This is a genomic window from Mariniphaga sediminis, from assembly GCF_003573545.1.
Classification (GTDB): domain Bacteria; phylum Bacteroidota; class Bacteroidia; order Bacteroidales; family Prolixibacteraceae; genus Mariniphaga; species Mariniphaga sediminis.
On sequence record NZ_QWET01000005.1, the window covers coordinates 25,913 to 45,586 of the forward strand.

General features: G+C 42.5%; 15 protein-coding genes. 6 read left to right on the top strand and 9 right to left on the bottom strand.

Annotated features, from left to right (window positions below):
* Positions 1–39 precede the first annotated feature (39 nt).
* The 4 genes from D1164_RS07720 to D1164_RS07735 all read right to left on the bottom strand — a co-directional run bounded on the left by D1164_RS07720 (position 40) and on the right by D1164_RS07735 (position 3,801).
* A complete protein-coding gene (locus D1164_RS07720) occupies positions 40–798 on the bottom strand; it encodes an MBL fold metallo-hydrolase (RefSeq protein ID WP_119349393.1) in 759 nt (252 codons plus the stop codon).
* 181 nt (positions 799–979) lie between these two features.
* Positions 980–2,398 (bottom strand): amidophosphoribosyltransferase, encoded by a 1,419-nt coding sequence (locus D1164_RS07725; protein ID WP_119349394.1) that lies wholly within the window; start codon positions 2,396–2,398, stop codon positions 980–982.
* A gap of 168 nt (positions 2,399–2,566) precedes the next feature.
* Positions 2,567–3,109, bottom strand: a complete 543-nt coding sequence (locus D1164_RS07730) for a hydrolase (protein ID WP_119349395.1) — start codon at positions 3,107–3,109, stop codon at positions 2,567–2,569.
* Between the two features lie 65 nt (positions 3,110–3,174).
* The gene (locus D1164_RS07735) at positions 3,175–3,801 is read right to left on the bottom strand and encodes an SIS domain-containing protein (protein ID WP_119349396.1); all 627 of its coding nucleotides are present in this window, start codon (positions 3,799–3,801) and stop codon (positions 3,175–3,177) included.
* 224 nt (positions 3,802–4,025) lie between these two features.
* On the opposite strand from D1164_RS07735, the gene sucC reads away from it, so the two are divergent.
* Positions 4,026–5,159, top strand: coding sequence for an ADP-forming succinate--CoA ligase subunit beta (sucC, locus tag D1164_RS07740; protein WP_119349397.1), 1,134 nt, complete (start codon positions 4,026–4,028; stop codon positions 5,157–5,159).
* 31 nt (positions 5,160–5,190) lie between these two features.
* Positions 5,191–6,063 carry a succinate--CoA ligase subunit alpha gene (sucD, locus tag D1164_RS07745; RefSeq protein WP_119349398.1) on the top strand — a complete coding sequence of 291 codons (873 nt, stop codon included), beginning with the start codon at positions 5,191–5,193 and terminating at the stop codon, positions 6,061–6,063.
* A 223-nt stretch (positions 6,064–6,286) separates the two neighbouring features.
* Here the strand turns inward: sucD and D1164_RS07750 are convergent, their stop codons facing one another.
* From D1164_RS07750 to D1164_RS07765, 4 genes are read right to left on the bottom strand one after another with little or no spacing between them, the layout of a single operon-like run.
* On the bottom strand, positions 6,287–7,537 hold the full coding sequence (locus D1164_RS07750) for an efflux RND transporter periplasmic adaptor subunit (RefSeq protein ID WP_119349399.1): 1,251 nt from the start codon (positions 7,535–7,537) through the stop codon (positions 6,287–6,289).
* Positions 7,538–7,547: 10 nt separating this feature from the next.
* Complete coding sequence (locus D1164_RS07755; RefSeq protein ID WP_119349400.1) at positions 7,548–9,032, bottom strand: TolC family protein; 1,485 nt, start codon at positions 9,030–9,032, stop codon at positions 7,548–7,550.
* 16 nt (positions 9,033–9,048) lie between these two features.
* Entirely contained in the window at positions 9,049–10,398 is a 1,350-nt protein-coding gene (locus D1164_RS07760; RefSeq protein ID WP_119349401.1) for an ABC transporter permease, read from the bottom strand.
* Positions 10,395–11,777: an efflux RND transporter periplasmic adaptor subunit gene (locus D1164_RS07765; protein WP_119349402.1), complete on the bottom strand. Its 1,383-nt coding sequence runs from the start codon at positions 11,775–11,777 to the stop codon at positions 10,395–10,397. Before D1164_RS07765 ends, D1164_RS07760 begins: the two co-directional genes overlap by 4 nt.
* A gap of 408 nt (positions 11,778–12,185) precedes the next feature.
* Between D1164_RS07765 and D1164_RS07770 the strand changes: the two genes are divergently transcribed.
* Positions 12,186–12,668 carry a hypothetical protein gene (locus D1164_RS07770; RefSeq protein WP_119349403.1) on the top strand — a complete coding sequence of 161 codons (483 nt, stop codon included), beginning with the start codon at positions 12,186–12,188 and terminating at the stop codon, positions 12,666–12,668.
* Positions 12,669–12,728: 60 nt separating this feature from the next.
* Here D1164_RS07770 and D1164_RS07775 read toward each other — a convergent pair whose 3' ends face one another.
* On the bottom strand, positions 12,729–13,280 hold the full coding sequence (locus D1164_RS07775) for a DUF1697 domain-containing protein (RefSeq protein WP_119349404.1): 552 nt from the start codon (positions 13,278–13,280) through the stop codon (positions 12,729–12,731).
* A 247-nt stretch (positions 13,281–13,527) separates the two neighbouring features.
* Between D1164_RS07775 and D1164_RS07785 the strand changes: the two genes are divergently transcribed.
* From D1164_RS07785 to D1164_RS07795, 3 genes are all read left to right on the top strand, one after another.
* Complete coding sequence (locus D1164_RS07785) at positions 13,528–14,544, top strand: FecR family protein (protein ID WP_119349406.1); 1,017 nt, start codon at positions 13,528–13,530, stop codon at positions 14,542–14,544.
* Positions 14,545–14,659: 115 nt separating this feature from the next.
* Positions 14,660–18,160: a TonB-dependent receptor gene (locus D1164_RS07790; protein WP_206610955.1), complete on the top strand. Its 3,501-nt coding sequence runs from the start codon at positions 14,660–14,662 to the stop codon at positions 18,158–18,160.
* 18 nt (positions 18,161–18,178) lie between these two features.
* A complete protein-coding gene (locus D1164_RS07795) occupies positions 18,179–19,669 on the top strand; it encodes a RagB/SusD family nutrient uptake outer membrane protein (RefSeq protein WP_119349407.1) in 1,491 nt (496 codons plus the stop codon).
* Positions 19,670–19,674 lie beyond the last annotated feature (5 nt).

A 19,674-nucleotide genomic window follows, 5' to 3' on the forward strand; every position in this document is an offset into this window, starting at 1 on the left:
TTCAGATATTTACAAAAGGGGTTAGAAGATTAATATCCCCTACAACACAAAAACATCGGCAGCCCCGCTCCGCGAAGTAAGTTTCACATCACACTTTGTTGTTAGCGGCTGCAAAGTTGAAAGTGCCAGTTCCGGAGTATTGTTTTCGGCTGAAAGGTGACTTAAAAAAACACATTTCAACTGAACACCCGCACTTTCTTCGAGCAGGTTTAGCGCCTGCCGGTTCGACAGGTGTCCGTTTGAGGATGCCACACGTTGTTTCAGGTAATACGGATAAGGACCTGTTCTCAGCATCTCCTCATCATAGTTGGATTCCATAAATACGGCATCGCACAACCCCAGATGAAAAGTTACGTTTTCGCAGGGTTCGCCAATATCGGTAAACACTCCTACATTTTTCCCGGCGTATTCAACCCGGAATGAACAAGGTTCGGAGGCATCATGATTCTTCAAAAAAGGATGTATCGTAAATTCCCCCACATTTAACGCTGTTCCGGGTTCAAAAAAACGGGGATATGCTGGAAGCATATTTTTATAGGAGGCATGAAATGTTTTGGCTGTAAAGTAAACCGGCACATTCAGTCGTTTGGCCAGAACCCTTGCCCCGCGGACATGGTCGCTGTGCTCGTGCGAAATAAAAACCGCCTTTACTTTCTCTGAATCCAAATTCTTCTCCTTTAGCCTGAGAAGAATTTGTTTGCAGGAGATTCCGGCATCGATCAGAACAGCATCTTTTTTATTCCCTATATAGTAACAATTCCCATTGCTCCCTGAGGCAATGGCGCAGATTTCAAGCATTTTTTCAAATTTTTGCGGACTAAAAATAATTATTTTGTCGCGAAAGTCCGGAAACCTTCCTTTTTAAAGGAAGCATGTTCCGGGTCATTTTAAGATAATGGATTTGCATAGCGGGCTGAATCTTTTGTTCACCCCTCTACCCAAAACACACTACTTTTCAATTAATTACAGAGACGAAAGATTATTCTGAGCTGTTAAAGTAACTGCTATTGTCCCAGCAATGGGTACATAATTTTTCCTTGGGCAGCCCAATGGCATTTACCAAATCGGGCAACGTTTGAAACTGGAGCGTTGTCAGGCCCAGGTTTTTCCGGATGCGTTCCACCATTGCTTTATACTCGTCTGTCTCCGGATTGGAATATTTTGCCATATCTACTTCACCCTTTCCCTCCAACTGGCTGATTGCTTTTCTGGTGGCCAGTTCAAGCGCCTGGCGTGAGCGCGAAAAATTGAGAAATTCACACGGATAGGTTAATGGCGGACAGGCAATGCGCATATGCACTTCACTAATTCCCTCCTCGTGTAAATCACGTGTATTATCTTTCAATTGTGTGCCACGCACAATAGAATCATCAAGAAAAATACCCCGTTTCCCTTTTATAATTGCCGGGTTCGGGATCAATTTCATCTTCGCCACCAACTCACGGGTTGCCTGGTTTTGGGGCATAAAACTGCGCGGCCAGGTAGGTGTATATTTGGCATAAGGCCGCATATACGGAATTTTTCGCTCGTTGCTGTAACCAATGGCATGGCCAAGCCCTGAGTCGGGTATACCGGCCACAAAATCAGCCTCTACCTCATCTTTACGGGCCAGTGCAGCCCCACAACGGTAACGTACTTCGTCCACATTTATTCCCTCGTAATAGGAAGGAGGGTACCCATAATAAACCCAGAGGAACGAACAAACCTGCATTTGTCGGTTAGGTTTACGAATCTGTTCATATCCATCGGCTGTAATACGAACAATTTCTCCCGGCCCCAGATACTTCTCAATTTCATAATCGAGGTTTGGAAATGAATTGGTTTCGGAGGCAACGGCAAAACCATCCCCATTTTTACCAATAATTACCGGAGTTCTTCCCAACTTATCGCGAGCGGCAATCAGCATATTCTCTGTAAGAATTAAAAGAGAGCACGACCCCTTTATTTTATCGAAAACATTCTCAATTCCCGAAACAAAATCGTCTCCTTTAGCAATAAGCATGGCCACCAGTTCGGTAGGGTTTACGCTACCCTGGCTGGTTTCGGAAAACGTACGATGGCTTTTCAAAAATTCTTCCTCCAACTCATCTGCATTTACTATCTTACTAACCGTAGAGATAGCAAATTTCCCTAAATGCGAATTTGTAACAAGGGGTTGTGCCTCGGTGTCACTGATGACTCCGATTCCGGAGTTACCGCTAAAATCTCTCAGGTCGTTTTCAAACTTGGTACGAAAATACCCGTCTTCCAGGCTGTGAATAGCCCTCTGAAAATTATCCTTCGGATTAAAAAAAGCCAACCCTGCACGCTTGGTGCCCAAATGCGAGTGATAATCGGTTCCGTAAAATACAGGGAAAACACAATCGGTTTTTGAAATAACGCCAAAAAATCCGCTCATTTGTTTTTGATTTTTCGTTTAATTCAGGTTCGCAAAATATGACAATTTTCAACGAACCAGCAACTGAAATACTATTTCTTTTTTAACAATCTGCAAACAACAAAAATGTCCTATGGGTGATTTTATATGTGAATGTGCCGGCACCTGGCCGACCTATCTCCCATCATTTTATTTGACAAGCCTGGAAATAGCTTTAAACTCCGGTGCCGCTGCAGAACGGGTCAGTTCAAATAATATCGATTCAACCGAAGTCATTAAAATCCCTTCAAACCTGAACCGCTCTTTGGCCAGTTCAATATTCTCCGGGTTGCGGGATGAAACGCAATCCATCACCACTACCGGATTCAGTCCGGCTTCCTTCAAATCCACAGCAGTTTGCAACACACACACGTGGGATTCAATACCACACAAGATGATATTTTTAGCATTCAGTTCTTTCAGCTTTTCGATTACTGAAGACTCATCGCAACAGCTAAAATCTTTTTTTTCACTGTATTGAAATGCCGGCAAAATTGATTTGATTTCGTCTATCGTTTCTCCCAGGCCTTTGGTGTATTGCTGGGTAACAACAAGAGGCAAACCCAGCTCATTCAACCCCTGAATAAGTATCTGACAATTTTGTAAAAACTTTTCTTTTCTCCACATAACCGGAAATAATCTTTCCTGTATGTCAATGATAAGTCCTGCAGTATTTTCTTTTGTGATGCGCATAATAAATATTTACGTTCAAAATTTGTTTTAATCAGCGGGCATTTCCCCGCAAAAATGGGAGTACATTATTTCCCTGATAATGGGAGCCCGTTCCCTGCCTGTAAACGTGATTTATCTCCCAAATAACCTCCGTGATGACGTTTGGCATAATCGCCGCTGGTAAATCCGATTTTTGACATCAACGCTACTACCAGCGCATCGCCAATTACGGTCATTACCGTAGTAGAAGTAGTCGGAGTAAGCCCCAGCGGACACACTTCTTCCGGGTTGCCGGTAGAAATAAAAACATCGGCACTTTTTGCCAGTACACTTTCCGGGTTGCCGGAAATAACTACCAGTGGCAATCCGGGATAAAGATTTTCAGCCAAATCAACCAACTCCACTATTTCACGGGTTTTGCCCGAGTTGGAAATCAGTAAAAGCACATCGTTTTGCTGAACCACCCCCAAATCGCCGTGCTGCGAATCACTGGGGTGTAAAAATACTGCCGGGGTACCGGTCGAACTAAATGTAGTGGCAATATTCAGGGCGATCTGGCCGGCCTTCCCCATTCCGCTGGCCACCAACTTCCCGTTTCGCCCGTGAACCTGCTTATGAATAAGGTCAACAGCCTTTGAAAACGCCTCGGTTACAGGTATTTTTTTTATGGCCTCTGCCTCCTGGGCAATGACACTTTGGATCAATTCTTCCATCTGCTATAAAATTTGACGCAAATCTAACGGAAAAAAATGAGTCTCCAACCGAATGTGTCCTCTATACTTTCCACTCTCTTACACTCTTTGGAAAATAAAATCCATTTCTGACGGAAGTGCATTACCGCATATCAAAAAAAAGGCACATATTGATAGTTCTCGATTATTAAATATTTGGTACTTTTGCCCATTATTTATCACTTCAGAACATCTAAATAATTGAAATGAAGATTCATGAATATCAAGCCCGAAATTTATTCAGGAAGTACGGGATTCCTGTCCCGGATGGAGTTGTTTGCCATTCGGTAGAAGAGGTTGAAAAAAATGTACCCAACGATGAAAAGTTAAGAGTAGTAAAGGCCCAGGTACATGTTGGGGGACGAGGAAAAGCCGGAGGTGTAAAACTGGCGAAAACAAAGGCCGAAGCCGTAGAGAAGGCAGGTCAAATCCTTGGAATGGACATTAAGGGTCTTACCGTGGAAAAAGTATTAGTGGCCGATGCCGTTGATATTGAAAAAGAGTTTTATGTAGGATTAATCAACGATCGCAACACCAAGTCAATAACACTGATGGCCAGCGCTGAAGGCGGTGTGGAGATTGAAGAGGTTGCCCGCGTATCGCCCGAAAAAATCATTAAAATGAGCATCGATCCGGTTATGGGATTGATGGACTGGCAGGCCCGCGAAGTTGCCCTGCAACTATTTGATGATCCGAAACAGATGCGCAAGGCCGCAGCCATTTTTGTAAAGCTGTACCAATTGTATAAGGAAACGGATTCTTCGCTGGCAGAAATCAATCCGCTGGTATTGACACCCGACAAACAGGTACTCGCCATCGATGGGAAAATGAACTTCGACGACAATGCCCTGTATCGTCAATCGGAAATACTTTCCATGCGTGAAGCAACCGAAGACGAGCAGAAAGAGATTGCCGCCAATGAAAAGGGACTCTCCTACATAAAACTGGACGGCAACATCGGCTGTATGGTAAATGGAGCCGGACTCGCCATGGCGACAATGGACATGATTAAACTGTATGGCGGTGAACCGGCCAACTTTCTTGATATTGGCGGGTCATCCAACCCACAAAAGGTGGTGGACGCCATGAACATTCTACTGAGCGACAGCAACGTAAAGGCTGTAATGATCAACATCTTTGGTGGAATTACCCGCTGTGACGATGTGGCACGTGGCCTGGTAGCTGCTCTGAAAAATATCGAGACTGAAATTCCGATTGTTGTCCGGCTTTCAGGGACAAATGCCAAGGAAGGACTTGAAATTATCAGGGAATACGGACTACCTAATGTTTCAACCATGAAAGAGGCGGCACAAAAAGCCATCGAATTAAGTCAAAAATAGTTCGGAGTTCAAAGTTTAAAGTGATTTAGGAATGAGCATATTAATAAATAAAGAAACCAAAGTTTTAGTTCAGGGAATTACGGGGCGCGACGGAGCGTTTCACACTTCTAAAATGAATGATTACGGAACCAACATCGTAGGAGGAATCTCTCCCGGAAAAGGAGGAAGCGATGTAGGCGGAATCCCTGTATTTGATACAGTGCAAGAAGCTGTTGATGCTACCGGCGCCAATGCATCGGTAATTTTTGTACCGGCCCCTTTTGCTGGCGACGCTATCCTGGAAGCCAGCTACGCTGGTGTAGAACTGGTTGTTTGTATTACAGAAGGTGTCCCGGTTCAGGATATGATGAGAGCCATGCCGGTGCTGAAACAGAACGGAACCAAACTGATTGGAGCCAACTGCCCCGGGCTGATTACCCCGGACGAATGCCTGATTGGAATTTTACCCGGTAAAATATTCAAAAAAGGAAATACCGGACTTATCTCACGGTCGGGAACCCTGACCTACGAAGTGGTGAACATGCTTACCACAAGCGGGCTTGGACAATCGACATGCGTGGGTATCGGCGGCGACCCGGTTGCAGGACTTTACTTCATCGACCTGCTGGAAATGTATGAAAACGATCCGGAAACGGATGCAGTTGTACTCATTGGTGAAATTGGTGGCGACGCTGAAGAACAGGCAGCACAATATATCAAAGAAAAAATGACCAAGCCGGTGGTGGCCTTCATCGCAGGACAATCGGCCCCTCCCGGAAAAAGGATGGGACATGCCGGCGCGATTATTTCCAGCGGTTCAGGAACTGCTGAAGAAAAAATCAAGGCATTTAACGAAGCCGGAGTACTGGTAGCCAAAGAGCCCGGAGAGATACCCGGGTTAGTAAAAGAAAAGCTCGGAATTTAAAAAACATAAAAACCGGTCACTATCAGCTGACCGGTTTTTTTTCATGTATCATTTGGGTACTCAAGGTTTCATCGCCTTTTATTTTCTCCTCCGGCAAACTGCCTTCCCATTCACTTTTGAAATTTCCTCATTTCCCATTGGGAGTATTACCGCTTTACGCAACCTGATATTTTCAGCCATTTATTATTCTTTACTTTCGAAAAAAATTATGATAACTGATTTTTTAATTTTCCTCCCAGTAAGCTATTTCAGACTCATTTTCCGGAGGAACCGTTAGTATTCTATCGTCAGGAGAAAGGCCATCTTCAATCACCACCTCTTCTTCATTCTCCAGGCCAGGTGTTACTATTTTTTTTCTAATCTGACCAGCCTCCATTAAGTAAACATACGAATCTCCATTATTTTTAAAGAGGCAGGATCTCGGAATTTTTACCACATCAGGAAGATGTTTCAAAACAATTTTATTGTTGGAAGTCATGGCCGGTTTTATTTTCTCCCCATGCACATCCAGGTCAATCATAATTTTAAAAACCTTCATATCAAAACCCTGCAAATCCTGTCCTACATTTGAAATGCTCGAGACTACGCCCTTAAACGTTTCCCCGGGCAGGGCGTCAATTGTAACTTCCACACTGTCGTGCAAATCTACTTTGGTAATGTCAATTTCCTGTACGTATGCCTCAGAAACCGGTTGTGACATGTCAGGAAGAGTAGCAATGGTCGGCATCCAGATGTTGACATCGTCGCCAACACGGAGCTTCTTTCCATTCCACATTTTGGCATACATAACCATTCCGTTTTTGGGCGTAGTTACCCGGGTAGCAGCAATAGCCCTTTTGTAAAGAGAATCTCTTTTATGATTATAGGAGTAGCGATCTTCAATCCGCCCGGTTTTCATTTTTAATTCCAGTCTTTTCAACTCGTAATCACGCTGTTTTTTCTCCATGTCCCGGATGGTTTTATCGTATTCCATCTGCTTTTTGCGCTGGTATGCAGGCGATTCGTACTTAGACTGCTCCAGTTCCAGCTTCTTATATTCCAGGTCATAAACAAATTCTCCCAACTCTTCCCTCAGCTTGGTTAGCTGGATGGAAGAGTCAATTTTGGCATCATTCAATTCAGCCCTGCGTTTTTCAAGGTCTTCCCTGTTATTTTGCATTAGCTGCGTGACTTCTGCTCCATCGAGCGTAGCGACCCAATCGCCTCCTTTTACCAGCGTCCCCTCTTCTACCATATCTTTAATTGTCAGTTGATAGATGCGTAGATCCCTGCGCTTCAACTCGTCGGGAAGACTAATAACAATGGCATCCTTTCCCTGCACCTCGCCTTTCACTTCAAGAGAAAGTTCAAAACTCCCTCTTGAAACTGTATGTAATCTTTCATCAGGGCCGGAAGAAAGGGCCAGCCCAATAGCCGTTGCAACCACTGCTACAAGAACGAGAATCCATATAAGTTGTCTTCTTTTTATGGCCATAACTGACTTTTTAATAATCGTTTACAATCCGATCAAAATCCTCCGAAAGCGACACATTATTTTCAAAATCATGAAGTGTCAGCCTTCTGATTGTGAAATAATAGTCCCAGAACGATCGTAATGCCCGAATGTAAGCCCGCCGTGCCTGATCCTGGTCGTTTCTTGCTAGGTTGAGCTTGGTTACATCCACTTTACCAATCAAAAAACGCTGCTGTGTAACGTTGTATCCAAGCTGAGCAATGGTATCGGCCTTGGCGGCATTTCTCACCTGGTTGCCCTGCAGGTTAAACTCCATGACATTCATAATCACATTTTGCTCAAAATCCATCTTCTCCTGGTTTACACTGATACGGACCACTTCCCGGTTAGACTTTGCCATGGCCAATTTTCCCTTGCGTCTTCCCCAGTCGAGAATGGGAATATCAACCCCCACCCGCAATCTTTGTCTGTCAAGAGGATTTTGATAAACCTTATTGAAATCGTTGGCATTCTGGTTTAGTCCATAAAGAGCGAATAAATCCCCGCTTACCCCGTTTTCACTTTTGGCCTGGTTCACTTTCCGGTCTTCTTCAAGAAGCCTGCGTTGCTGATTCAGCATTTCCGGATTGTTGACAAGTGCCATATCAACAGCCTCTCCTACTTTTACCTTTAAGTCAGGTAAGTCATTGGGAACAATACATTCAATCTTGGTTTCTTTGCTGAATCCTAAAAAGGAGTTCAGCTCGGCCAACGCCCGTTCCAGCGCAAGAGAAGACTGGGTTAGGGCAAGCGTCGAATTCATAAAGTTCAGTTCCAGATTGAGCAATTCGTCTTGCGTTACAGTGCCAACCTGGTAGCGGCCTTTCCCAATTTTAAACAACGTATCGGCATTAGCCAGGTTGGTTTCTGCAATTTTTACTTCTATCTCGGCATCTACCAGGTCGAAAAAAAGACGTGAAGCCTTAATGGCCAGCTCTTCTCTCGACTGGATAAAATTCTTTTTAGCCTCTTCAAATTTCAGCGGCTCTATCTTGGCGGTCCATTTCAGGCTGTTGTAACCTGTTAACGACTGTATATACCCTATACTGAAAGGAGTGGAAGACCAGGACGAAATTTTATCCGCCCCCAATTTTTGTGTCATGTTCAGTTCCGAACGGGCAAAAATCTGGCCGCCCGTTAACCCTACGTTTTGGTTTAGTAATAATGTCGCCGCCGAGCTCAGGTCTTCACGCGATTTATATTCATCGCGGTTTTCATCGTAATTATATACCTTTTGCATGGAGCGGTTGTAATCAAAAGGAGAAGCCTCCAGCGTCAAACTCGGCAGCCGATCAGCCTTAAAATACCGAAACTCCCAATAGCTGGACAAGTACATATTTTCATTCCGGAAAGCGTCGAGTGACTGGACAGAAGCCAAATCAATCACTTTCTGAAGGCTAAGATATTTTTTCTCCTGACCGGTGACGGAAGAGAAAAACAAACTGAAAATAAATGCTGTAAGTATTATTCGTATCATTTTTGATGAGGTTAAATTAATAACGCAAAGAATTGACAGGATCCTGCTCTGAAGCTTTTTTTGCGGGAAGATAACCAAAGGTAACTCCAACAATTACTGATACTCCGAACGAAATTACCACCGAAAAAGCAGAAATAATCGTTTGAATATCAAAAATCACCGTAATGATTTTGGAAAGCGCCACTCCCAGTATAATACCGATAATACCACCGGTGACGCTAATGATAGTCGATTCAGACAAAAACTGTACAATAATATCAGTCCGTGAGGCGCCGATGGCCTGCCTCACCCCTATCTCTCGGATACGTTCCATTACCGAAGCAAGCATAATATTCATAATCCCGATACCGCCTACAAGAAGGGAAATGCCGGCAATAACACCCAGTACAATATTGAAAATATTTTTGGTTCGTTGTTGCTGTTTCAGCAAAAGTTCGGGAATGGTTACCTCAAAATCGTAGAGGTCATTGTGCCGGCGCAACAACATCCGCCGGATGATTTCAGCGGTGGCCGCCAGATCTTCGGTTTCAGTGACCTGAACAATTATCTTGTCGAGCTGATTCAGGTTTTCATCTTTATTACTTCCATTGGATCCTCTCGCAGCAGCAGCCTCCTCAACTTCGTCGGCCCGGACAAGCGCCCTGTTTTTGAACCGCATGATGAGCGTTTTTGCCGGCACAAAAATTTTATTATCGGTGCTGCTTATCCCCAACTCATCGGAAGCCGACGCAGTAAAGTCACGACGCTCCACTACCCCGACAACCTGGAGCCAAACCTCTCCACATTTAATGTATTTTCCGACCGGATCTTCCTGGTTAAAGAAAACATTTTTAATGTTGTCTCCAATAACACAAACAGGGAAAGCCTTCTCTATCTGCTCATCAGTAAACTCTTTGCCACCCTGAAGGGCAATATTAAAAAGATGAAAGTAATTATTGGTAATGCCCTCCAGCTCTACCGGTTTACTTTTCCCATCGAGAATTGCCGAATAGTTAAAGGAAATAACCGGGCTCACTTTCTCCACAGTGGGAATAATTTCTTCAATGGCAGTGGCATCAAGCAGAGTTAGCCCTTTGGAAAACTTTTTGGTACTGATTTGGACTCCCCCCTCCGTGTCGTCATTTGCCCCCTCATTTTCATCCACTGAATGAATTACGGGAGAAATGACAATGTTATTCACCCCAACCATCTTAATCTGATCGAGAATTTCCTGCTGCGCTCCGTTGCCAATAGCCAGCATACTGATTACCGCAGCCACACCGAAGATGATCCCAAGAGCCGTTAAGAAAGACTTTACCTTGTTGGCAAAAATAGCTTCGACTCCCGTGACAATATCGTGTCCGTAACGTTGAATTAATGCCCTCATCCGATTACAATTACGTTGCTTGAATTACCGCTGGCTTTTTTCTGGAGATTGAAAGGTTTGGCTTTGTCTTCCTCCTGAGCTTTTCGCGCTTCCTCCTCTTCCTTTGCCCGCCGTTCCAGTATTTCACGATAGATATCCATCCCCTCAATGGGAAGATCGTCAGCATTTTCCGGTTTGGTTAACAAAACGACATCACCCTCTTTCAGTCCTTTTCGAACCAAAAAATGGTTTTCATTTTGGTCGCCCAAATCCACCACCTGTTTTACGGCTCCTCCTTCATCAATATAAACAAACTGCATGGAATCGTTGGAAAAGACAGCTTCCGACGGAACAAAAAGAGTATCGGAAAAATAACCGGTTTGAATCTGGTTGCTGGTCGTCATGGCAGGTTTTAAACCCCTAACATCACCAAAAACCCTGATTTTAACTTCGAATACCTTGGCATCACTCTTCGGCATAGGTTGGCCGATATTTGCCACCGTTACCACCTCTCCTTCCAGTACTTCTTCCGGAAGGGCATCGATACCAAGAACTACCTTCTGCCCGACCTTAATCTTCGAAATATCTATTTCGTTTACGAAGGTAATTGAAAGCATAGAGGAAAGATCGGGAAGAGTAGCAATATTTGGCATCCAGGGACTCACCGTAGAGCCCACCTTAATTTTTTCACGGGAGCGGTCTTTGCTGTAAATAACCATGCCCGATTTAGGAGCAGTAATAATCAGCGATTCATAAACATTGCTCAGCTTATTAACGCGATTCTCCAACTGCCGGACTTCAATCTTTTTCCTTTCTACCTTCGATACTGCCTGACGTTTCTTAAGTTCATATCCCTGAATTTCCTGTTCTAATTTCCGTTTGGCCTTGTCTAAATCCATCTCGGCTTTACGGATAACAGAAGGTGATTCATAAACCGATTCGTCAAGAATGATTTTCTTTTCTTCCACATCGTCTTTCGCATTGATAATCTGGTCGCGAAAGTTACTGAGGGTAAGGTTTGAATCCAGTTTGGCATCTTCAAACTCGTTATAGTTCTGCTCCAGCTCTTCACGTGCTGTAGTTAACGCTTCTTCCACTGCTTTCTGGTCAAGCGTACCCACGTAATCGCCCGAATCTACTACTGTTCCTTCCTCAACAAGGTCTGTAATTGTAATCTCATAAATCCGGACATCACGATCGCGCAGATTATTTGGCACCACAATATTTTCAGAGTTTTGTGCCTCAAGTTGCCCACTGGAGTATACAATCATCTCAAATGGGCCGCGGGATACCTGTGTCGTAATCTTTATGGTTTCACTTTTCGATTGTGTGAGGAGGAAAAAAGCAACCAGCAATGTCAAAATAGCCACGCTGATTGTTAACAATACTTTTTTGCTCATGGTTTATGATTTTGAGTTTTCATTGTAGTTGAATAATATTTGCTTGTTTAACAAAAATTATGCCTCTATTGGCAACTGTTTTTTTACTAAATAGAAACGTTCATCCCCGTAATTTATTACAATTGTTCATTTGCTAAAAAGTAATAAATTTCCCCCAAAAGCCACCCGAAAGGAATTCAACACGATAAGAGAGTATTCCCGGTTGCATTTAAACAACATCCTTCTTTTACATCAGGCAATACAATTTGCAGAAAAGAAGACCGCCCGGACCACCAGATACTTTATATTGAAGGGAAGCTTTGGCTAACTTAATCAAAAACCAGATGACACAAAAACTTCTCTCTTATTCCTAATTTTCATACCTTTGCAGGACAGAAGACAAAAAGACGCATTCTAAAAAAACATAACATGGACTACGAAGATGATAGGAAAAGAGTGAAAAAACTGCCTATTTACAAGAAGGGAGAAGAGATTTTTGACGTGGTAAGCAAAATTTGCGACCTGATCCCGGAAGACAACAACCGCCTTCAACATATTAAAGGGCAAATGCTATCCGATGCCATGCAGCTAACCATAAAAGTTGCAGGAGCAGAGGGCGGCGATTTATATGATCTGCGCATGGAGGCAGCTGCCATTATCCGGAAAGCTGCCCGCGACCTGATGGTTTCCAACCATTCTCTTGAAATGTTTGGGTTTCAGGAAGTAGAGTATTTCAACATTGTCAGGGATTTAATAGAAGAATACCGGCTGCTGTTTATCGATTGGGTTTCAGAATTTGACCAATGGAATTATATCATTGATCGCTGGGGACTTTTTAATCCGCCCGGAGTGGGGCCGTTCGACAAAAATGCTGATGGTGATATATCATTTAACTCGAAGGATTTTGATTAAACAAAACACCCTGGAAAAGTTTTATCAGTACGATCAATTGTTTTTTGCCAGCCTGAGGTATTAGCTCATTTTATCAGCTACTTTCAGCAGGGTGTTCCAATTTCGTGTTGTAATATTTTTGCCGTAGAACTTTTCCAGGGTCTCCATTCCTTTAACGGTGTTGGTTACCGATAAATCCAGTACACTGCAGATTATTCCGTCATTTTCCTGCAGTATGCGGTATGCGCCGTTATCCGAAACCCAGGGAAGGCTGACCGGCTGCTTCAAAAATTCTTTTGTAAAAGACACGTACAGACGGGTATCTTTTGTCACTTCAATTCCTTCAAAAGGCGAAGAATGAATCAGAGTAAAAATATCTTCCGCTTTTCGAACCAAAACCGGAATGGGGAAGCCAAATGTTTGCTCAAAAAGCATTTCCAGTTGGGATGCAAGGGATTGTTCCTCCTCAGCAAAAGTCCAATCAAAAATTACGTTGCCTGAGTTGAGCAGGGTTTTAACATTCCAATATCCTTTGGCCTCCATGCACCCGCGAAGTTGCGCCATGGGTACCTTGTGGTGGCCACCTACATTGATTCCCCTGAGAAATGCAACAAATGTGTGTTGTTCAGCCATAATGGTATTGTGTTAATAAATCATTCGATCAAAATATACAACCACCTCGGAAAGAATTGGTTGACCCTAAAACACAAAATACGTCAAATAAATGAAAATAAAATATCAGCCTTCCGACTGAACCATGCAGCTGGGCAGGAAAACCGCGCCACTCGAAAAAAAAATATTTTTTTATACGTGTTTCAGTTTCTACGGTTGTATTATTAGTAAACCAACAATAAATTTGGAAAAAAACAGGAAACGCTGAATGAATCGCAGAAACCAAAATAAAAAGACCGAGTCTGATTTCAGAGAGTTTATCGAATACCGAAAAGGAATGTCAGCTTTCGATAAAAAACTGGAAGCTGCAAAGCTTATTGACCAAACTACTTCAATAGATATTGATGAAGCCTACCACACCGTAACCCGCAAAATCAACCAGGGGAACAGAGTGTTCAGCATTTTTACCACTCTTACCCGTGTTGCAGCCACCCTGACTTTACCCTTACTAGCCTTCGCCATCTGGAGCCTCTTTTTCCAGAAAAATGAAAAAGCACCTGTCGAAATGGCCCAAAATGAAATTACCTGGCAATCAATTACAAGTCCTGCCGGCATGCGTTCGCACATTGTACTGCCCGATGGGACCAACCTTTGGCTGAATGCCGGAAGTAAGGTAAAGTACGGAATTCCTTTTACACGTAAAAAACGGGAAATCACTTTGTCGGGAGAAGCTTACCTTGAGGTGGCCGAAAATAAAAAATCTCCGTTTGTGGTAAACACTGAAACTGCCTTGGTTGAAGTGCTTGGTACACAATTTAACGTGAATGCATACCCGGAATCAGATAGGGTTGAGGTAGCTTTAAGGGAAGGAAAGGTAAAATTCAGTTTTTCCGATGATGAAAAGGTGAAATATGCCGAGTTAAGTCCCAATGACTTCTTGCAGTTTGACAAAAAAAGAAAAACCGTGAACCTCGATAATACCGACATAAAAAAATACATTGCCTGGCATCAAAACATTCTGATCCTTGATGAAACCCCTATGCCTGAAGTTGCCCGGCTTCTGGAGCAATGGTACGGAGTGAAGGTAATCATAAAGAATGAAGAAATAAAAAAATACCGGTTCACCACCACATTCGACAATGAACCGCTGTTCCGCGTATTGGAGTTGCTGGAACTAAGTTCACCCAGTGTTAAAACAACGTATACTCCCGGTAAGCCGGATAAGGATTCTAAAAAATTATCACCTTCTATAGTTACGATTACAAAAAAACAATTGCCTATGTAAAAAGAAGCTTGAAAATCAAACTTATGTAAAAAAGAAGGAAGCGCTGACAACACTTCCTTCCATTACCCCCAAAGGGGCTAAAAACTTTATTTTAAATTAAAAACAGGGTAAAACTATGAAAAAAAATTTAAACCTTGTGTTTCTGCTTATGCAGCAGCACCGAAAAAAATTAATTGTTATGCGCAATACGGTTTTGATACTACTCCTTAGCGCCCTACAGGTTTTTGCGACCGGCAGCTATGCGCAAACCAAAAAGATTAGTCTGGCAATGAAAGATGCCACTATTAAAGAGGTATTGTTTGCTATCGAAAAACAAAGCGAATTTTATTTTCTTTTTAACAGCGAGTTAATAAATGTAACGGAAAAGGTCAACATCTCCATTGAAGAAGAAAAGGTAGAAAATGTTTTGACCCAACTGTTCAACAAAAATGAGGTGGAGTTTTTAATTAAAGACCGCTACATTGTATTAACTCCTGCTTTAGGAAGAGAGCATTTGACAACTCTGCAACAGCGAACAGTTTCGGGGAAAGTAACCGACTTTGGTGGCCAGCCTCTCCCCGGGGTAACGGTGGTGGTAAAGGGGACTACACAAGGGACAGTAACCAATGCAGAAGGGGAATATTCAATGGGGAACATTCCGGAAGACGCTACGCTGGTGTTTTCGTTTGTAGGAATGAGAACGCAGGAAATACCATTGGAAGGCAGAACAACTTTAACCGTTGTAATGGAAGAAGAAACAATTGGACTGGATGAAGTAGTGGCTGTTGGGTATGGAACAATGTCGAGGGAAATGATAACAACATCTGTCAGCAAAATGGATGGAAATGTACTCAGAGATGTTCCTTATGCCAATGCCGCCTCGGCCCTGCAGGGAACATTACCGGGCGTGAGGGTACAGAATTTATCAGGACAGCCAGGTTCGGCACCCCGGATTATTGTAAGGGGAGGTACTTCAATTAATAATCCCAACGGGGCTTCTCCTCTGTATGTTGTGGATGGTGTTATCAGGCCACATATGAATAACATTCCTTCAGATGATATTGAATCCATTCAAATACTGAAAGATGCTGCGTCCACAGCTATTTACGGTGCAAGAGGTTCAAATGGTGTGGTTTTAGTTACGACCAAAAAAGGGAAAGTCGGAAAGGTTGAAGTTTCATATTCTTATGACCTGTTTTTTTCACAACCGGGGAAACTTTATGATCTTGCAAACGCCAGGGATTATCTGAAGTTTGGAAGACGGGCAATGGTGGTTAATGAAATTTATCCGGATGCATCGTTTCGCTTGACTAACCCTACCGGTTTTGGCACCGGCAATGATTTGACCAAAAATACGGCCTATACAACCCAGTATTTATCTCCTGAAAACGAACACAAACTTAATGAAGGGTGGGAAAGCATGCCAGATCCGCTGGACCCCTCCAAAACATTAATTTTTAAAGATACTGATTGGCAGGATGTGTTATTCAGAACAGGGGTTTCTCATAACCATCACTTCGGAGTTAACGGGGGTTCACAAAATGCCAAGTTTAGTGCAAGTCTGGGATACCTGGACAACCAGGGAATTGCCATTACAACAGACATGAAACGTTACACACTGAATTTGACCGGAGATATAACAGTGAATGAAAAACTAAGCTTTTTTGGAAAAACAAGTTATGTAAAATCAGTCGACCATCAGGTCCCCAGCATTTCAAACATTTTTGCCAGGGCAATGACCCTGCCTCCAACCACAAAATACACATTTGAAGATGGGACACTCGCTCCCGGTCAGGCGTTGAGTGAAGGAAATCCGGAATACGTCCTTACAAAAACTAGGGAGTCAGAAAACAGCCAGGAAAACTTAACATTTACGTTAGGAGGAAAATGGAATATATTACAAAACCTTAGTTTTGAACCAACTCTCTCGTTGTATAATATTTACAATAACTCGTACTATTTTAATCCGGCATATCTAAATGGCCCTAATAACTGGGTTGACAGTCGTAATGCAGGCTACACAAACTACAGATGGAGGCAAACCCAATTTGATGGTATTTTTACCTATTTCAAATCAGTATCAAAACATAATTTTGATGCAACACTAGGGTTTTCTTATTACGACAGGAGAGAATCCAGGGCTGAAGCTACAGGAAGGTATGCAGCAACCGACAATATCCCAACTCTAAATGCCTCGGCAGAAGCAGTTAATGTAAGCAGTTCAATCACAGACCACATTATAGCAGGTGTTGTGGGGCGTCTGAATTATAACTATGACAACACCTACCTGTTTACTTTCAACATGAGATACGATGGTGCTTCAAACCTCGGTGAAAACTACAAATGGGGATTTTTCCCGGGAATATCCGTTGGTTGGAATATGCATAATGAAGACTTCTGGCAAAGTATGTCTGAAAAAATCAGTCGGTTTAAGTTAAGAGGAAGTTATGGTGTAAATGGGAATATCTCAGGATTAGGCGACTACACTGCGCAGGGAAGTTATAGTGTCGGTAAAAAATATGCAGGATTATCAGCAATACAAAACACCGTAATCCCCAATACCGAATTGAAGTGGGAAAGGTCAAAGACGATTGATTTAGGAGCTGATATTGGCCTTTTTAATAACCGGATAAATCTGTTGTTTGATGTATACCGGAGGGTTACCGATAACCTGATAACAAGTTATGCTTTACCTCCCTCCACCGGATTCGGCAGTATCCTGACAAATTTAGGTAGTCTGGAAAACAAAGGGGTTGAGTTGGAATTAAATTTTGATATCCTTCAAAAGTCTTCTTCTTTTCAATGGAACCTTGGATTTAACAGTGCACTCGTTGCGAACAAAATCCTGAAACTGCCTGAAAATGGTGTTGAAAACAACCGAATCGGTGGTTATTATGTATGGGATCCATCCATTAATGACTATAACTGGCTTGGAGGTCTCCAGGAAGGTGGAAGATTAGGAGATTACTATGAATACAAAGGAATCGGCATTTATGCTACCGATGAAGAAGCTGCCAATGCCCCCTATGATGAAATAGCAAGAGTTAAAGACGTTAAGCTTGGCGGGGATGTCATTTGGGCGGATATAGACGATAACGGAATTATTGACAGCAGGGATAAAGTATATTTAGGAAACGAACATCCAAAATGGACAGGTGGTCTAAGTAATACTTTCTCTTACAAAAACCTGATGCTCTATGTTCGAATGGATTATACTACCGGCCATACTATCTACAATTACGCAAGAGCTTTTATGAACGGACAGTGGAAACTGAATATGAACCTGACCCAGGAGATGGTTGATCATGCATGGGAGGAACAGGGAGATAATACCTATTTACCCCGATATGACTGGGAAAGCGCCAGAGCTTCTTACAATATCTTCCCAACCAGAACAGGACAGGAGTATTATGAAAAAGGAGATTTTTTAGCCATCAGGGAAATTACGCTGAGCTATGATATTCCAAAATCAGTGATTGATTTTGTTAATATCGAAAGCCTGCGATTAAATGTCACCGGAAATAATCTGCATTACTTTACCAAATACAAAGGCCTGAATCCGGAATATGGCGGACGGGATTATGGCAGATACCCCGTACCCCGAAATATAATTTTTGGTGTAAATGTTATTTTTTAATGTAAAAATCTGACAATTATGAAAAGTATAAAGAAAATAACAATATTACTAATCGTTACATTTTTCTATTATTCATGTGATGATTTGATTAACACAGATCCTAAAAGTGTAATTACGGCAGGATCTTTCTGGAAAACAGAAAACGATGCAGAGGGAGCCATGGTAGGGATGTATGCCTATTTACGGGACATAGCAGGTTTTAACTTATACCATTTGGGCGAAGCAAGGGCCGATGTGGTTACGTTAGGGACCGTAGGAGAAGGAGGCTGGGCCAAATATTACTACAACACCTTAAATCCTGATGATGCCGGGCCAAGCTGGAACAGTTTTTATACATTGATAAACTCAGCCAACTTGATCATTAAATACGTACCTGATATTGAATTCTCATCAGAGCAAAATAAAAACAATATGTTAGCTCAGGCATATACAATGCGTGCATGGGCCTATTTTGTTATGACAAAAACCTGGGGGGATTTAATCATTCGAACAGAACCATCAGAGGGATTCACAGCCGAATCAACCCAAAAAGAGAGGATGCCTCAAACAGAGGTGTTTACATTAATTAAAAAAGATATCGATGAAGCGATAAAACTATTCCCGAATAATGATTATCCCGCCAAGAGGTGCTTCTGGTCAAAACCCGCAGCATTGGCGCTGAAAGCAGATGTCTATTTGTGGACAGGGAAAAGGGCTCAGGGAGGTGATGCGGATATACAGGTGGCGCTAAGTGCATTGAATGAGATTGACAATTCTGATGTGAAACTACTTCCAACCTATGAAGATATATTTGACTATGCCAATAAAGGCAATAATGAAATCTTAATGGCTGTTCGGTTCGAAGAAAATGAGGTAGGCTCGAATGTATACAGAGATATGTACCTAATAATGAGCGCCATTCCTTCAAACATAGATCAAGCCACGCGTGACAAAATTGGTGCATTAGGTGGCGGAAGTAATAATATTACTGTTCCAACGGATTATTTCAAGTCTCTTTTTACAGAAGATGACCAAAGAAAAGACGCTACATTTTTTGAGATATACCGTTTAGATGAACAAAATAATCCTACAGATTATTACACTACTATCGTTACAAAATTTTCCGGAACTGTAGTTGGAGGAAGCCGTGCTTTTCTCGACGATATTATTCTATATCGGTATGCCGATATTTTACTGTTAAAAGCAGAAGCTAAAAATGCATTGGATCAGGATCCTTCAGATGAAATAAATGAAATACGTTTACGTGCCTATGGTGACAACTTTGCTCAGCATGAATTTGTTTCGGGAACCAAAGAGGCAAATGACTATGCCATTTTAGAGGAAAGATTACGTGAGTTAGGGTTTGAAGGAAAAAGATGGTGGGATTTAATAAGGTTTGGAAAGGCAATTGAGATACTCCCTGAGTTGCAAAACAAAAGCAATCCGGAACATCTTCTTTTATGGCCCATATCCAACTCTATTTTAAGCCTGGAAGTATTAGTTCAACAGAATCCCGGGTATACTAACTAAAAAAC

Bases quoted from the DNA above. Each gene is read 5' to 3' on its own strand.
- D1164_RS07720 (WP_119349393.1), bottom strand. From the start codon at position 798: ATGCTTGAAATCTGCGCCATTGCCTCAGGGAGCAATGGGAATTGTTAC.
- D1164_RS07725 (WP_119349394.1), bottom strand. From the start codon at position 2,398: ATGAGCGGATTTTTTGGCGTTATTTCAAAAACCGATTGTGTTTTCCCT.
- D1164_RS07730 (WP_119349395.1), bottom strand. From the start codon at position 3,109: ATGCGCATCACAAAAGAAAATACTGCAGGACTTATCATTGACATACAG.
- D1164_RS07735 (WP_119349396.1), bottom strand. From the start codon at position 3,801: ATGGAAGAATTGATCCAAAGTGTCATTGCCCAGGAGGCAGAGGCCATA.
- sucC (WP_119349397.1), top strand. From the start codon at position 4,026: ATGAAGATTCATGAATATCAAGCCCGAAATTTATTCAGGAAGTACGGG.
- sucD (WP_119349398.1), top strand. From the start codon at position 5,191: ATGAGCATATTAATAAATAAAGAAACCAAAGTTTTAGTTCAGGGAATT.
- D1164_RS07750 (WP_119349399.1), bottom strand. From the start codon at position 7,537: ATGGCCATAAAAAGAAGACAACTTATATGGATTCTCGTTCTTGTAGCA.
- D1164_RS07755 (WP_119349400.1), bottom strand. From the start codon at position 9,032: ATGATACGAATAATACTTACAGCATTTATTTTCAGTTTGTTTTTCTCT.
- D1164_RS07760 (WP_119349401.1), bottom strand. From the start codon at position 10,398: ATGAGGGCATTAATTCAACGTTACGGACACGATATTGTCACGGGAGTC.
- D1164_RS07765 (WP_119349402.1), bottom strand. From the start codon at position 11,777: ATGAGCAAAAAAGTATTGTTAACAATCAGCGTGGCTATTTTGACATTG.
- D1164_RS07770 (WP_119349403.1), top strand. From the start codon at position 12,186: ATGGACTACGAAGATGATAGGAAAAGAGTGAAAAAACTGCCTATTTAC.
- D1164_RS07775 (WP_119349404.1), bottom strand. From the start codon at position 13,280: ATGGCTGAACAACACACATTTGTTGCATTTCTCAGGGGAATCAATGTA.
- D1164_RS07785 (WP_119349406.1), top strand. From the start codon at position 13,528: ATGAATCGCAGAAACCAAAATAAAAAGACCGAGTCTGATTTCAGAGAG.
- D1164_RS07790 (WP_206610955.1), top strand. From the start codon at position 14,660: ATGAAAAAAAATTTAAACCTTGTGTTTCTGCTTATGCAGCAGCACCGA.
- D1164_RS07795 (WP_119349407.1), top strand. From the start codon at position 18,179: ATGAAAAGTATAAAGAAAATAACAATATTACTAATCGTTACATTTTTC.